Origin of the sequence: Enterobacter sp. MGH 33, assembly GCF_000534535.1 — a bacterium.
Lineage (GTDB): Bacteria > Pseudomonadota > Gammaproteobacteria > Enterobacterales > Enterobacteriaceae > Enterobacter > Enterobacter hormaechei_C.
The window spans coordinates 3,741,414-3,755,831 of the sequence record NZ_KI973212.1 but is presented as its reverse complement, the minus strand read 5'-3'; the positions used below and the strand labels follow the sequence as shown (position 1 = coordinate 3,755,831).

The following is a 14,418-nucleotide window of genomic DNA, read 5'->3' as shown; positions in this document are numbered from 1 at the left end:
GGGAAAGGAAGGGAGTTGCTGTCCTTCAAGTTGGGGGCGGAAGAGCGCTATATAATTTCCACCAAAGATAGGTCCATAACTCACAGAAAACTAAGTAGGGATGATCGTTACTGGTCCAAAGAAACCATTATGGAAATTGTAAGGGAAATGGCTTCTAAAAATTGACTTGTCACTACGTACGCAATCATAATTCTTGAGCTGGCCTGAACAACCAGCAACCTGACCGCGATGCGCCACGGAGTGAACACCATGGCGCAGTTACAACTCATTAAGCAGTCCTCAGGGATCCTGATCCCGGCTACGCCGGAGACCAGCGATTTGCTGCAATCAAAAATCAAGCTCGGCGCCGTGCTGGTGGCCGACTTCAAACAGGTACGCAATCCTGCGTTTCATCGCCGCTTCTTCGCTCTGCTGAATCTGGGCTTCGAATACTGGGAGCCTACCGGCGGCGCAATCTCCTCCAACGAGCGCAAGCTGGTTACCGGCTACGCTAAATTCCTGGCTTCCTATGGCGGAAACGAAAGCGCACTGCTCGATGCCGCTGAGCACTATCTTGAGCAGGTTGCGAGCCGCCGCGTAACAAACGGGATCAGCCTCTGTAAATCTTTCGATGCATACCGCGCCTGGGTGACTATTCAGGCCGGGCATTACGACGCTATCAAACTTCCGGATGGCACACTTCAGAAGCACCCACGCAGTATTTCATTCGCCAACATGGACGAAATTGAGTTCCAGCAGCTGTACAAGGCCGCGCTCGATGTCCTCTGGCGTTGGATATTGTCAAAAGCGTTCAGAGACCAGGGCGAGGCGGAGAACGCCGCTGCGCAGCTCATGAGTTTTGCGGGGTGACGGGAATGAAGAAGACCTGGTTCCATCATACCGATTGCACAACCCAGCAGGCCGAAGAACTCATTGCGGAATACCAGCGCCGCGGCGTGAAGGTAGAGCGCAACCTGAACTCAGATTATCTCACCTGGACCGTCAGCGCCCGGCTGCCTGAAGGCAAGAAACCACCGCGTATAAATCGCCGGTGGCAAAACCGGATATGGGGGTGAGCGTGGCTATTTATCGCAGCAAAAAATGGCTCGCCGCCGTCGGGCAGATCGAGCGCTGTGTTCTTTGTGGAGCATGGGGAACGCAGGTGGCACACCGAAACGAAGGGAAAGGCATGGGATTAAAAACCGATGACTGTGCGACAGCTGCGCTCTGCGTTTGCTGTCATGACAGCATTGATAACGGGAATAAGCTGAACCGGGACGAGCGTCGGCAACTTATGGACCGCGCGATTGTTCTGACAGTGATTGAAGTTGCCCGCCGCGGGCTGGTGGTGCCCGCATGAAAATTTACGAAATTACGCCGATCGGCAAACCCCGAATGACTCAGCGCGACAGATGGCATAAACGGCCAGCAACAGCAGCTTACTGGGCATACAAAGAACAGGTCCGGTTGCTGGGGATCCGCCTGCCAGATTCCGGATATCACGTCACGTTCGTTATCCCCATGCCAAAGAGCTGGAGTAAGACGAAGCGGGCGCAATATGTCGGCCAGCCTCATCAACAAAAGCCGGACAAAGACAATCTGGAAAAAGCTCTGCTGGATGCAGTGTTTGACGAGGATAGCCATGTCTGGGACGGGCGGGTTACCAAAATCTGGGGAGAAACCGGGCAAATTATCATCGGGGAGGCCACATGAAGCCAGAAACGCTTGAGGTACTACGCGCGCGCTGGCAGCGCCTTCGCATTTACCGCTACCGGGGATCAGTGCTGGTGGACTACCGCATCCTTCGTAATTTTGTTCGAATCTATCATTCAGCAGGAGCCGCATAATGAACCTCGAATCAGTCGCTAAATATTTCGCGCCAAAATCACCGATGTTCAGTGACTCCTCGAGGGCGACTGCCACCGACAATCTGACCGGAACTGATGTTATGACCGCGCTTGGACTGGTTAACGCCAAGTGTGGGTTTGGATTCGATTTATACCTTGCAAAAATTGGTATCAGCAGCCCTGACCGGGCAATGGAGGCGCTTTATGGAGCATCGTTGGTCCTATGCCGACGCTTTAAATCAGTTACAGAACTCGATGAAAAAGTCCGGCAGCGCGTTCTCGAAATTATGTGTGCTTTTGCATACCAGGATTACGCCCGTAGTGCGGCAAGCGTTCGCAGATGTGACTGCTGCGATGGTAGCGGTTTTACCGAAGTCGAGGTATTCACCAACAAAATCCAATACCCTGACGGCAAGCCGCCAAAATGGGCAAAAGTTACAAAGGGTGTTTACCCCTCATACTGGGAGGAGTGGAAATCAGTTCGGGAGAGCGCGCGCGTTCTGTGCAAAGCGTGTAACGGCAAAGGCGTTATCAGCAATGCGTGTCGCTGCCACGGGAAAGGGAGGGTGCTGGATAAGAAAAAGACAGAGGAACAGGGCGTGCCGGTCATGAAGGTGTGTGACCGTTGCACGGGGAGAGGTTACGCCCGGCTAAAATTTTCCAATGTGCTGGAGGGCGTCCGCACCGTATGGGATGTAAAAAAAACCACCGCTTACGGTCAGCTGCAACCGCTGTTTGAATTGCTGGTGGAAGAATGCCACAGGCAAGAAGGTTATGCAGACAGCGCCTTAAAGTCAGTTACGATGTAGGCTGATTTTCTATAAAGCTCAATTGTCAGAGAAAAAAGGTGTTGAGGTCTGCGGAATTTTCGGCTAGCATTAACTCTAACGCTGGGAATCCGTTCATTCGTTCCGACCAGCAAGAAATCCTTAAAGCCCTGCGGTTAATACCGCGGGGTTTTTTCGTTTTAAACACAACGGAAAGCCTGATTTCATGCCCTGCTTAGGCGTGACACTAAGCATTCGGGAGAGCTGGCTTCCCGTTATGAGCAAAAGGTCATTTCTGATGGCCTTTGACAGAGTGAATTTTTTCATCAGTGCTATAGTTTTTATGGCATTTGATAATGCTCTCGATACTGATAACACTGGGTGGGGTATACACCCGCTTCGCAGAGACAACTGCATGACCCATGACCCATGACCAGCAACCCAATGCTGGTCTTTTTTTTCCGCCATTAGCTCAACTGGACAGTGCACGGAGCTTCTACCTCTGTGGTTCGAGGTTCAAATCCTCGATGGCGGACCATTAAGCACTACAACATTCGTTTACTGAAGGCTACCATCCGGCGGCCTTTTATATGCTCTTGACTATGCAAGCATGAAATAGTGAAAAATGCTTGCTATGTGTTTTGATTGCTGTTTATTATGCAAGCATATTTTACAGAAAGGTGCTTGCATATGTCAGACGATAAGAAAGATCCAAAGGGTAAAGCTAAGGGCGGGATTGCTAGGGCTAAGTCTCTTACTAAAGAGCAGCGTTCTGACATTGCCAAAAAGGCTGCTGCTGCAAGGTGGAGGGATAAAATTCACAAAGCCACCCATATGGGTAATTTCAAAGATGAATTTGGAATAGATGCTGAGTGTTATGTCTTAAGTGATGAATCGAAAACCGCAGTAGTTACTAAGGCTGGACTTGCTCGACTTTTAGGTATCGGCAACTTCGCAAGGGATGTCGATAAACTACTAAGCGCTGGTTACATGAAGGAGTTTGGTGGTCCAAGTTTAATAGCGAAAATTGAAAATCCTATTAATTTTCAATATAGTGGGCAGTCCAAAAACATCAATAACGCTCATGGGTTTGATATTGATGTGATCGTTGATATCGGAAAGGCGCTGATAGATGCAAAAAGTGCCGATGCTCTTCCACCGTCTAGAATTCCTGCTGCCGATACAGCTCAAAAACTAATAAATGCTTCCGCTAAATCAGGTATAAAAGGCGTAGCCTATGCATTGGCCGGTTATCGACCTGAAGTTCAAGAGGTAATCGATGCTTTTAAGGCATTTGTACGAGAGGAAGCCCGCCAATATGAGAAAGAGTTTCCCGACGAGTTGTATGAAGAATGGTATCGGTTATATGGACTTAATCGTCCGGAAAAAGGCAGGCCGATCCGCTTTGGACAGTTGACTAATATGCAAATTTACGTCCCACTGGCTAAGAGTAAGGGGAAGATATTAGAGCAAATTCACGCCAGTAGGGATGAGAATGGAAAGCAATCAGATAAGTTACACCTCTTCCTTTCTGAAATTGGCGTCAAGGCCTTACGACAACACATCGGCAAACTTCTTGGCGTTGCAGCAATGAGCGACAACAAAGAGGAGTATGAGGCCGGCATTGAAAAAGTTTTTGGCCGTATGAAGCCAGAATTATAAACTTTCTGCCCGGCCACCGCGCCGGGTTTTTATTGTCTAAAGTCTTTCCCAATACTGCCGATAATCTTCGTTCTGAAATTGAAAAAAATAAATATCTGCATTCGTTGCCCGCTCCCGTGCGGGCTTTTTTTATTCCCCTCATTACTGAGAGGATACACAGCTATATGAGGGGAGACCTATGTCCGATCCATTTTCCGGCACAGGGCTGGCCGGTTTAGCTTTGACTGGAGCAAGTGTTTACGGTCTATTGACCGGAACTGATTACGGTGTTGTTTTTGGAGCATTTGCAGGCGCAGTATTCTACATAGCGACAGCAGCTGACCTGAGTGTGTTACGTCGCCTGGCCTACTTCTTCGTGTCGTATATCGTCGGCATTCTTTGTTCGGGGTTGTTGGGGTCAAAACTCACATTTTGGACGGGGTACACCGAGAAGCCTCTGGATGCTATTGGTGCCGTAATAGCTTCTGCGTTAGCCGTTCAAATCCTTACGTTCCTGAACAAGCAGGACATCGGCTCGCTGGTGGCGCTGATAACGCGCCGGGGAGGTTCAGGTGGTACTAAATGACCCAACAGCAACTATCAACGCGCTGCTCTGCGCCGGAGTTGTAATTACTCTGATGTTTTACCGCCGTGGTGATTCGCGGCATCGGCCATGGATTTCGCGTTTAGCCTGGCTGATTACCGTCACTTACAGCGCTGTACCGCTGGCGTACCTGTGTGGGATCTACCCGCATTCATCATGGGCCACCATTGCGGCCAATATCATATTCCTTTCCGTGCTGGTGGCCGTCAAAGGCAACGTTGCACGTCTGGTTGATCATCTGAGGCACTAATGAACCAATCGCAATTTCAGAAGGCGGCTGGTATCAGCGCCGGATTAGCTGCGCGCTGGTTTCCGCATATCGACGCCGCCATGAAGGAATACGGCATCACCGCACCGCTTGATCAGGCCATGTTTATTGCCCAGATGGGGCATGAAAGCACCAGATTTACCCGACTGGTGGAGAACCTGAATTACGCGGTTGAAAACCTGGTACCGACGTTCGGCAGCCGCCGCATCACTCAACAGCAATCCGCCGCACTTGGCAGAACGGCAACGCAACCGGCAAACCAGAAAGCGATCGCCAATCTGGTATACGGTGGTGAGTGGGGAAAAGAACACCTTGGCAATCAGGTCGCTGGTGATGGCTGGAAATATCGCGGTCGTGGGCTGAAACAGATTACCGGCCTGAGCAACTATCGCAGTTGTGGCCAGGCGTTGAAACTGGACCTTGTTACTCATCCGGAGCTGCTTGAAAAGGATGAATACGCCGCGCGCTCTGCCGCATGGTTCTATGCCTCCCGCGGTTGCCTTCTTCATTCCGGCGACATTGAGCGCGTGACACTGTTAATCAATGGCGGCCGCAACGGGCTGGATAAACGCCGTGCGCTGTTTAATCTGGCGAAATCAGTTTTGGTGTGAGGTGAGAGTGGGTATCGAAACGATAATCGGGCTGGCCGCACTGGTGATTTCCGCCATTGCAGGCGCTTTTGGCCTGGGCCATATTCGCGGCACCAGCAAAGCTGAAGCGAAAGCCGACCAGCAGCGCACCAAAGATAACGCAGCGGCAACGGTCGCAGCAGCCGAACGCCGGGTAGAAGCAACGAAAGAGGCCAGCAATGTACAGCAGACTGTTAACCATATGTCTGACGACGATGTTGATCGCGAGCTGCGGGACAACTGGACCCGTAAGGGTTGAGGTAGCCGATACGTCTTGCGACTGGGTTAAACCCATCTACTGCACAGCGCACGACTGGGATGTACTGGACAGGCAGACGAAGCGCGACATCCTGGCGCATAACAAAGCGTGGCAGGCGAACTGCAAGTAGGCCTTAATTGAAAGATAACTAAATAAATTTTCCAAATGGTCGTTATATAGAGAGTGTGTTTAATTAAGGGGGCAAACAATGCCTTTTCTCATGGTGTTCTTTGTTGTCATTATGGTGTTACTCCTCTGGAAGGCAGGAATACCCCAGGCTATCATTATGTTAATCATACCCATCATGTTTAGTACTTTGGGAGGTATGGTTGCCGCCGTGGGAGTAAGCGCGTTCGCTACACCTATTGTTGGAGTGCCTGTTGGAATCGTTGTATTTTTAATGTTGATGGGTAAGTTTTTATCCAGAAGGTAACCTAAATCCAATACTGAGGACAGGCATGTCACATGAATAGCTATGGCTTTCTTATGCGCATTCTTCATCTATTACAAAGCTCATCTGCTGGTTGCTAATGATGATAAAATGCAGAGTCCCATGGATTTTGGGGTAGGAAAAGCCTGGATATGATGCTAGAAATCATAACATTAAAAAGACCGTGAGATGCAGTATGAAAATCTTAGGATTGGATGAGTACAGAACCCTTCGTGAGGGAGGGACAATGAAGTATTTTGAACTGGAACGCATGCCTAACAGCGCTTGGGTTGCCATTTTCGAAAGTTTGTTTGCAGAAAAGGATGAAAAGGCGTGGGTAGAGGGTTACTGCATTGTGACGAACTGCTCAAACAGTGAAGTATCCACCCGGTTCATATACCTGAAAGAAAAGTGCGAAGAAGCGAACTCTATATACAGGGTTAAGCATTCTGCACTATAACTAATTAAATAAACTTAAACTCCTGGTGATTTGTTTGCTGCCATTTTCACTTCTTTCAGAATTGAATTCAGGTGTATGAGTTAAAAAAGACTTTTGGGATATTAAAGGTAACGTAAATCACAGGCAAAAGATTCGTCAATGTGATTGAGTGTTCATGGGACTAACAATCTTCTCTTGTAAGGAATTATGTGTAGAAGGAGATTTTATGGCACAGCTATTGATTTTTGCTGATGATGAGCCTGCTAAGTTGCTGAAAATTCGAAGTTATCGGAGCAAGATTCTTTATCTGTATGCTAATGATGAGGTGAGGTGTTTGGATGTGGTGATTTTTTTTTCAACTTTTCTGAAAGGCGAAAGTGGAGCCATATTGGTGGCAGCCGACAGATACGTGAGCAGGAAAGAAATTATCGAGGCTTATGATGCTCTGATTGGTTGAAAGCAGCGAGACTGGCGCGTAGCAGTAGGATGGGGCATGCTTGGTTCTATACGTCAGTAGAGTGATACAGGAGTTCATATCGGCCAGACGAAGCGTGATGCTACTTTAATCCAGCGGGTGAGCGCTTAATATTGTTTGTCCCAACGGTTCGAACCCATTTCTGATTACCACATTCAAGCCACTGGCACTCGCTGGTGGCTTTTTTTATTGGAGTGAATAATGGCAAAACCGGACTGGGGAGAGCTTCAGCAACGGTTCCTGTCCGAACATGCCGCAACCGGCGTATCACCAAAGGAATGGTGTGAAGCGCAGGGACTGAACTACGCTACCGCCCGTCGATATATCAAAAAAACTTCTGCGCAAACTGCGCAAAAATCTGCGCAGAAAAAAGTGCGCATTGCGCAGAAAGAACAAAGCGCAAATGAGCTGATGGATGATGATGGACTTACTGCTCAGCAACGCTTATTTGTTGCGGAATACCTAAAGGATGGTAACGCCACACAAGCAGCTATCAGGGCGGGTTACAGCAAAAAATCCGCTGAACAAATTGGTTATCAACTCCTTCAGAAAACTTCAGTTGCCCAGGCTATTGCACAACAGCAGAAAGCCTCCATTGCGCGCACGCTTGGCGGTGCCGATGAAGTCCTCGCGCAGATGTGGCAGCTTGCCACCTTCGATACAAACCAGCTATCGCAGTATCGCCGCGGCGCGTGTCGTTACTGCTGGGGATTCGGTCACCAGTACCAGTGGCGCGATATGGTGGAGTTCGAAGAGAAACGACTCGAAGCGCTTGAGCGGAAAAGTCGCGAGCCCGCTGATGTTGGTGGCTATGGCTATGACCATAATCGTGAGCCTAACCCTGCCTGCCCACGCTGTAACGGCGATGGTATCGGCCAGCCTTACTTCGCTGATACGCGTAAACTCTCGCCAGTCTCGCGACTCGCTTACTCCGGCGTAAAGGTCGGAAAGAACGGCGTCGAGATAACCGCTATCAGCCGTGAGCGTATGTTCGAAGCCGTAATGAAACGGCTTGGCCTGGCGGATAGCGAGTTCGCTCAGCGTCTCCAGCAGATCGAAATCGACCGCCGGCAGCTGGAGGTTGAGAAACTCCGCAAAGAGCTGGCCGGTGATGGTGATGGTGACGAACCGACCCCAGTTCAGATCAATATCAACGTAGTGGACGCGAGGGCGGAAGATGGGGATCAGCCCGACACTTAACATTCCTCAGGCGCGTTTCCTCGCGATGCAGCACAAATTCAAAGCCTACGTTGCCGGGTTCGGTTCCGGTAAGACGTGGGTGGGTTGTGGCGGCATCTGTAAGGGGATGTGGGAGCACCCTAAAATCAACCAGGGTTATTTCGCGCCGACGTACCCGCAGATCCGTGACATCTTCTACCCGACGATTGAGGAAGTGGCCTTTGACTGGGGGCTGAGCGTCATAATCAATGAGGGGAACAAAGAGGTTCACTTCTACGAGGGGCGACGATACCGCGGAACCACAATCTGCCGCTCAATGGAGAAGCCAGGCTCGATAGTTGGTTTCAAAATCGGTAATGCGATGGTGGATGAACTGGACGTCATGGCGGCTGCCAAAGCGCAGCAGGCCTGGCGAAAAATCATCGCCCGTATGCGTTACAAGGTTGATGGGTTGCGTAACGGTATTGACGTAACGACCACGCCTGAAGGGTTCAAATTCGTCTACCAGCAGTTCTTGAAGGCGGTACGTGAAAAGCCAGAGCTTGCGGCCCTGTACGGTCTGATTCAGGCCAGCACATTCGACAACGCAAAGAACCTGCCGCCTGACTACATTCCATCGCTTCTGAGCTCATACCCTGACGAACTGATTCAGGCCTATCTGCGCGGCAAGTTCACCAACCTTAACAGCGGGACCATTTACCATACGTTCAACCGTAAGCTGAATAACTGTTCTGACGAGATTCAGGATGGGGATCCGCTCTTCATCGGTATGGACTTCAACGTGGGGAAAATGGCCGCGATTGTTCACGTAAAGCGTAACGGCCTTCCGCGCGCTGTTCGTGAGTTAGTGAAGGTCTACGACACGCCGGCGATGATTAAGCGCATTCAGGAGGAATTCTGGCGCTACGAGGATGGCCGCTATGTGAAAAACCGGGAGATTTATATTTACCCGGATGCCTCAGGCGATTCCCGTAAATCCCAGAACGCCAGTAAGACCGATATCGCCCAGCTCAACGAAGCCGGATTCAGCGTCATTGTTGATGATGCCAACCCGCCGGTTAAGGACCGTATCAACTCGATGAACGCCATGTTCTGTAACGCCAACGGCGAACGCCGCTATCTGGTCAACGTCCAGAACTGCCCGGTTTATACCGAGAGCCTCGAGCAGCAAATCTGGGCGGCAAATGGCGAACCGGATAAATCAGCGGATAACGATCACCCCAATGATGCTGGTGGGTACTTCATTGTGAAGGATTACCCCATCGTGAAACCGGCATACTCAATCACCATGGACACCACTTTCTGATATGGCAAACGACGACATCACCTGGGTTCGACCAGAACACCGGGCGGCTTCTGCTGCCTGGCGGAAATACAGAGACTTTTGCAAAGGCGCTGAGGCCGTAAAAGCGGCGGGCAATAAGTACTTGCCTTATCTCGATCCAACCGATAAATCCACGCGCAACCGTAAGCGCAACGAGGACTATCTGCGCCGCGCTGTATTTTACGCCATTGCCGGCAATACGAAGATCGGCATGCTTGGCATGGCGTATCGCAAAGACCCAACGTTTAACGGCCCGGAGAAGCTGAAATACCTGCTGGATAATGCTGACGGGGCGGGTACCAGCATTTATCAGCAGTCGCAGCTGGTGGTTGAGAACGTGCTGGAGGTGGCGCGTGATGGGCTTTACGTTGACTATGCAGAGGCATCAGACGAAGCGATCATTCTCCGCTATCCGGCAGAGAACATCATCAACTGGCGAACAAAGCGAATTAACGGACGCGATCAGCTGGTACTGGTGGTCCTGCGCGAATGCGTAGAAGAGCCGGATGGTTACGCTTACAAGGACGAAATTCAGTACCGCGAGCTGGCGCTGGAAGAAGGGAAGTTTATCTGCCGTGTATGGCGCCGGGCAGGTGGCACCGCAAGCGGAACCTACAGCGTTGACAGTGAATACCACCCTAAGCCGAAAGGGAAGGACTACTGGGACGAAATCCCGTTCACCTTTGTCGGTGCTCAGAACAACGATCCCACTATCGATGATTCACCGCTGGCCGCGCTGGTGGAGATAAACCATGGCCATTATCGAAACAGCGCTGACTATGAGGACAGCGTGTGGTTCTGTGGTCAGGTGCAGCCGTATATGACCGGGCTTGATACGGGCTGGCGAGATCACCTTGAAAAGACCGGGGTAAAAATAGGTTCCCGTTCACCGCTGATGCTTCCTAAAGACGGATCGTTTGGTTATGCCCAGGCGCAGCCGAACATGCTGGCTAAAGAGGCCATGGACAACAAGCGCGACTACATGGTGCAGCTGGGTGCCCGGCTGATTGAGCAGAACGCCACGGCGAAGACTGCAACCCAGGCGAGCGGTGAGCAAACATCATCAACATCGGTGCTCGGTATCTGTGTTTCCAACGTTTCCGAGGCCTACACGCTGGCGCTGGGCTGGTGTGCGAAATACCTCGGAATCAAGGACGAATCGACGAGCTACACGATCAACCAGGAATTCATCGCGAAGGTTGCCGAATCCGGGATGGTCACCGCTATTGTTAACGCCTGGCAGTCCGGCGCGCTGCGTGATACTGACATGATTCGGGCGCTTCAGAAACTCGACCTCATCAACCCGGCAGACAGCCCGGATGATGTGATTGATGCACTCCGCAATCAGGCTCCCTCATTGAACGGGGGATGATATGGCAACAGTCAACGAAAGTTTGCGGGATGAGGCCATTGCCCATTCTGTCTGGATTAGCCGCTATGCGACGGGCGTGGCTAACCGGATGGTGAAGTTGCTTAACGAGACGGACTCAGAACTGTCTGCCCGTCTGCTCGATGCGCTGGACAGATTGCCTCCTGATAGCTTCAGGGTTACACGTCTGGAAAGCTTGCTCGGCAGCGTACGCGAACTTAATCATCAGGCTGTCGCTTCGATGCAGTCCGGGCTGGAAGGCGAATTGCTGGCGCTTTCCAGGAACGAGGTCAGTTATCAGCTGAGCCTGTTCGATTCCCTTCTTCCCTCACAGGTGCTGGCACGCTACCCGCTACAGGGAATTAGCGCCGATATGGTTTATGCCGCGGCGATGGCGCAGCCATTTCAGGGGCGCCTGCTGAGTGAGTGGGCGGAGAATCTGGAATCGGACAGGCTGGCGCGGATCGTAAATGCTGTACGCCGTGGCTATCTTGCTGGCGACACGGTTGAAACCATCGCCCGAAGCGTGCGCGGCCATGCCAATAAAGACTATCGCGACGGAGCGCTCCAGATGAGCAGGGCAAACGCCGCAAGCATCGCTAAAACTGCCGTTAATCATCTGGCTGCCACCGCGCGCAACAGCTTCACCAGCGCCAACAGCGACATCGTGAAGGGTAAGCAGTGGCTGTCTACGCTGGATAATAAAACCAGCCACGACTGCATCATTCGCGACCTGCTGCGCTACACCCTGGATAATAAACCGGTCGGGCATAAGGTACCTTACCTGCAAGGACCCGGGAAAATTCATTTCTGCTGCCGTTCTACCGAAACCTTGATTCTGAAGTCGTGGCGCGAACTCGGTATCGATATCGATGAAATGGAGGATGGTACCCGCGCCAGCATGGACGGACAGGTACCGGCGAAAACCACGTATCTGGAATGGCTCGCGCGTCAGCCAGCTCAAAGGCAGGATCAGGTTCTGGGTGCCGAGCGTGGCCGTCTGTTCCGCGCGGGTGAAATCGATCTGGCTGATATGTTCACTGACAAAGGCGAGTGGATCAGCCTGGAACGTCTTAAGCAGCTATCAGGTCCTTGAACCTGACAACCACCACTTTCTACACGCCCTGGCATCCGCCGGGGCTTTTTTATGGGCGAGGCCCGACTAAATCCCGAGGGGAAATTATGTTAATTCGAAACATGCTTCTGAAATATTACGCACCTGAAAGCGGCGGTGAGGGCAGTGGTGGTGGCGGTATCGAAATCACCCCCGAAATCCAGAAGCTGATTGATGAGCGTGTGACCAATGAAGTTACAGGCCTGAAAACAAAAAATTCTGAGCTGCTGGGCACCATCAAGCAGCAAAAAGAAAACCTGTCACGTTTTGACGGTATCGACCCAGACGCTGTACGCGGCATTCTCCAGCGTTTTTCTGACGATGAAGAGGCGAAGCTTATCGCCGCCGGAAAAATTGACGAGGTGCTGGATAAGCGTACCGAGCGCATGCGTGCTGATGTGGATAAGCAGATCAAAGCGGCAAACGAGCGCGCGGAAAAAGCTGAAGCGTTCTCCAACAAATTCCGGGATCGGGTCCTCGGGGATGCAATCCGTGCAGCAGCCTCCAAAGCGGGCGCGCTGCCTGAAGCTTCTGACGATCTGATTCTGCGTGCCAAAGGCACATTCCAGCTCAACGACGAAGGCGAGGCCGTAGCGGTTGATGCAAATGGCGATGTTCTGTTCGGCAAAGACGGCAAAACCCCACTAAGCCCGCTTGAATGGGCGGAGTCACTCAAGGAGACGGCTCCGCATCTGTTCCCTCGCGCAGAAGGCACGGGCGCGGGCGGACACAAGCCAAACGGTGGTGGAAGCCTGAAACGTTCCGAAATGAGCGCCAGCGACAAAGCGGACTACATCCGCAAACACGGCCAGCAGGCCTTCCTCAAACTTCCGAAATAAGGGATTTATACCATGGCAACGACTGTTAATAACGACCTGGTTATTTATGACGATCTGGCGCAGACCGCGTTTCTTGAGCGTCGCCAGGACAATCTGGAAGTGTTCAACGCTTCCTCCAACGGTGCGATTTTGCTGGATAACGAACTGATTGAAGGTGATTTCCGTAAACGCGCCTTCTACAAAGTTGGTGGCTCCATCGAATCGCGCAATGTGAACTCTGTCGATAAAGTCACAGGTAAAAAAATCGGTGCCGGTGAAGCGGTATCCGTTAAAGCACCGTGGAAATACGGTCCGTATGAAACCACGGAAGAGGCCTTTAAACGCCGTGGCCGCTCCGTTGATGAGTTCTCCGAAGTGATCGGCGTTGATGTCGCAGATGCCACGCTGGAAGGCTATGTGAAATATGGCCTGAAAGCGCTGACTGCGGCGATTGGTGCTAACGCCGACATGGTCGTAACCGCCGACATTGAGACCGACGGTAAAAAGACCCTGACGCGTGGCCTGCGCAAATATGGCGACAAGTTTAACCGAGTGGTTCTGTTCGTGATGCACTCCGCGACCTACTTCGACATTGTGGATGAGGCGATTGCCAACAAAATTTACGAAGAAGCGGGCGTGGTGGTTTACGGCGGGCAGCCGGGCACGCTGGGTAAACCTGTGCTGGTGACCGACACCATGGATGCTGATGCGATCCTTGGGCTGGTGGCCGGCGCAGTGACCGTTACCGAGTCTCAGGCGCCGGGCTTCCGTTCCTACGATATCAACGATCAGGAAAACCTTGCGGTTGGCTATCGCGCTGAAGGTGTGGTGAACGTCGATCTGCTGGGCTACAGCTGGGATACCGCCAAAGGTGATAACCCTGACCTGACCGCCATCGGCACTGCTGGCAACTGGAAGAAGCACTTCACCAGCAACAAATCAACGGCAGGCGTGCTGATCAAACTGGAATCCGCAGTGGGGGAGTAACGCTGTCAGCGGATAAAACCTCCGCAACCGCTGACAGCACAGATGCGGTAACTGTTTCTCTGAAGTACACGCTGAACGGCTCCGGTGTATCCGGTAAAACCGTCGTGTGGACGTCTACAGGCGGCACGCTTAGCACGGCCAGTTCTCAAACCGGCTCTGCTGGTGGTGCAACGGTGAAACTCACATCAGACGTTGCTGGCACTTTCACGGTGACCGGCACGATTGAAGGAGTGGCGAAAACCACTGATGAGATCACCTTCACTGCGCCTGCCGGAGAATAACGAATGGG

The 14,418-nt window shown here is 51.8% G+C and carries 19 protein-coding genes and 1 tRNA gene; all 20 read left to right on the top strand.

The features are described 5' to 3' along the window. The first annotated feature begins 249 nt into the window (after positions 1–249). Complete coding sequence (locus L379_RS06600) at positions 250–849, top strand: DUF1367 family protein (RefSeq protein WP_032654587.1); 600 nt, start codon at positions 250–252, stop codon at positions 847–849. Between the two features lie 5 nt (positions 850–854). Continuing rightward, the gene (locus tag L379_RS06605; RefSeq protein WP_032654584.1) at positions 855–1,055 is read left to right on the top strand and encodes a hypothetical protein; all 201 of its coding nucleotides are present in this window, start codon (positions 855–857) and stop codon (positions 1,053–1,055) included. Next, on the top strand, positions 1,046–1,339 hold the full coding sequence (locus L379_RS06610; protein ID WP_032654581.1) for a DUF1364 family protein: 294 nt from the start codon (positions 1,046–1,048) through the stop codon (positions 1,337–1,339). Before L379_RS06605 ends, L379_RS06610 begins: the two co-directional genes overlap by 10 nt. Continuing rightward, complete coding sequence (locus tag L379_RS0124225) at positions 1,336–1,692, top strand: RusA family crossover junction endodeoxyribonuclease (protein WP_023304241.1); 357 nt, start codon at positions 1,336–1,338, stop codon at positions 1,690–1,692. The genes L379_RS06610 and L379_RS0124225 overlap by 4 nt, the downstream gene beginning before the upstream one ends. Beyond that, entirely contained in the window at positions 1,689–1,826 is a 138-nt protein-coding gene (locus tag L379_RS25935) for a YlcG family protein (protein WP_048244230.1), read from the top strand. Before L379_RS0124225 ends, L379_RS25935 begins: the two co-directional genes overlap by 4 nt. Beyond that, a complete protein-coding gene (locus L379_RS06615; RefSeq protein WP_032654578.1) occupies positions 1,826–2,635 on the top strand; it encodes an antitermination protein Q in 810 nt (269 codons plus the stop codon). The genes L379_RS25935 and L379_RS06615 overlap by 1 nt, the downstream gene beginning before the upstream one ends. 419 nt (positions 2,636–3,054) lie before the next feature. Further along, positions 3,055–3,131, top strand: a tRNA-Arg gene (locus L379_RS06620). A gap of 152 nt (positions 3,132–3,283) precedes the next feature. After that, a complete protein-coding gene (locus tag L379_RS06625) occupies positions 3,284–4,255 on the top strand; it encodes a P63C domain-containing protein (protein WP_032654574.1) in 972 nt (323 codons plus the stop codon). A gap of 178 nt (positions 4,256–4,433) precedes the next feature. Then, the gene (locus L379_RS06630) at positions 4,434–4,820 is read left to right on the top strand and encodes a phage holin family protein (RefSeq protein WP_032654570.1); all 387 of its coding nucleotides are present in this window, start codon (positions 4,434–4,436) and stop codon (positions 4,818–4,820) included. Then, the gene (locus tag L379_RS06635; protein ID WP_022651286.1) at positions 4,807–5,088 is read left to right on the top strand and encodes a phage holin family protein; all 282 of its coding nucleotides are present in this window, start codon (positions 4,807–4,809) and stop codon (positions 5,086–5,088) included. The genes L379_RS06630 and L379_RS06635 overlap by 14 nt, the downstream gene beginning before the upstream one ends. Next, complete coding sequence (locus L379_RS06640; RefSeq protein ID WP_032654568.1) at positions 5,088–5,717, top strand: glycoside hydrolase family 19 protein; 630 nt, start codon at positions 5,088–5,090, stop codon at positions 5,715–5,717. Before L379_RS06635 ends, L379_RS06640 begins: the two co-directional genes overlap by 1 nt. A gap of 7 nt (positions 5,718–5,724) precedes the next feature. Next, positions 5,725–5,994 (top strand): hypothetical protein, encoded by a 270-nt coding sequence (locus L379_RS06645; RefSeq protein WP_023314673.1) that lies wholly within the window; start codon positions 5,725–5,727, stop codon positions 5,992–5,994. A gap of 1,095 nt (positions 5,995–7,089) precedes the next feature. Beyond that, entirely contained in the window at positions 7,090–7,320 is a 231-nt protein-coding gene (locus L379_RS06655; RefSeq protein WP_003859853.1) for a hypothetical protein, read from the top strand. Between the two features lie 219 nt (positions 7,321–7,539). Continuing rightward, positions 7,540–8,538 (top strand): terminase small subunit, encoded by a 999-nt coding sequence (locus L379_RS06660; protein WP_032654560.1) that lies wholly within the window; start codon positions 7,540–7,542, stop codon positions 8,536–8,538. Then, the gene (locus L379_RS06665) at positions 8,516–9,823 is read left to right on the top strand and encodes a terminase large subunit domain-containing protein (protein ID WP_032654557.1); all 1,308 of its coding nucleotides are present in this window, start codon (positions 8,516–8,518) and stop codon (positions 9,821–9,823) included. Before L379_RS06660 ends, L379_RS06665 begins: the two co-directional genes overlap by 23 nt. Before the next feature lies 1 nt (position 9,824). Then, positions 9,825–11,213, top strand: a complete 1,389-nt coding sequence (locus L379_RS06670; RefSeq protein ID WP_032654554.1) for a DUF4055 domain-containing protein — start codon at positions 9,825–9,827, stop codon at positions 11,211–11,213. Between the two features lies 1 nt (position 11,214). Further along, positions 11,215–12,306: a phage minor head protein gene (locus L379_RS06675; protein ID WP_032654550.1), complete on the top strand. Its 1,092-nt coding sequence runs from the start codon at positions 11,215–11,217 to the stop codon at positions 12,304–12,306. Between the two features lie 86 nt (positions 12,307–12,392). After that, complete coding sequence (locus L379_RS06680; RefSeq protein ID WP_017693495.1) at positions 12,393–13,163, top strand: hypothetical protein; 771 nt, start codon at positions 12,393–12,395, stop codon at positions 13,161–13,163. A gap of 12 nt (positions 13,164–13,175) precedes the next feature. Continuing rightward, positions 13,176–14,129: a major capsid protein gene (locus tag L379_RS06685; RefSeq protein ID WP_032654547.1), complete on the top strand. Its 954-nt coding sequence runs from the start codon at positions 13,176–13,178 to the stop codon at positions 14,127–14,129. Next, positions 14,054–14,410 (top strand): Ig-like domain-containing protein, encoded by a 357-nt coding sequence (locus L379_RS26115; RefSeq protein ID WP_127353320.1) that lies wholly within the window; start codon positions 14,054–14,056, stop codon positions 14,408–14,410. The genes L379_RS06685 and L379_RS26115 overlap by 76 nt, the downstream gene beginning before the upstream one ends. Positions 14,411–14,418 lie beyond the last annotated feature (8 nt).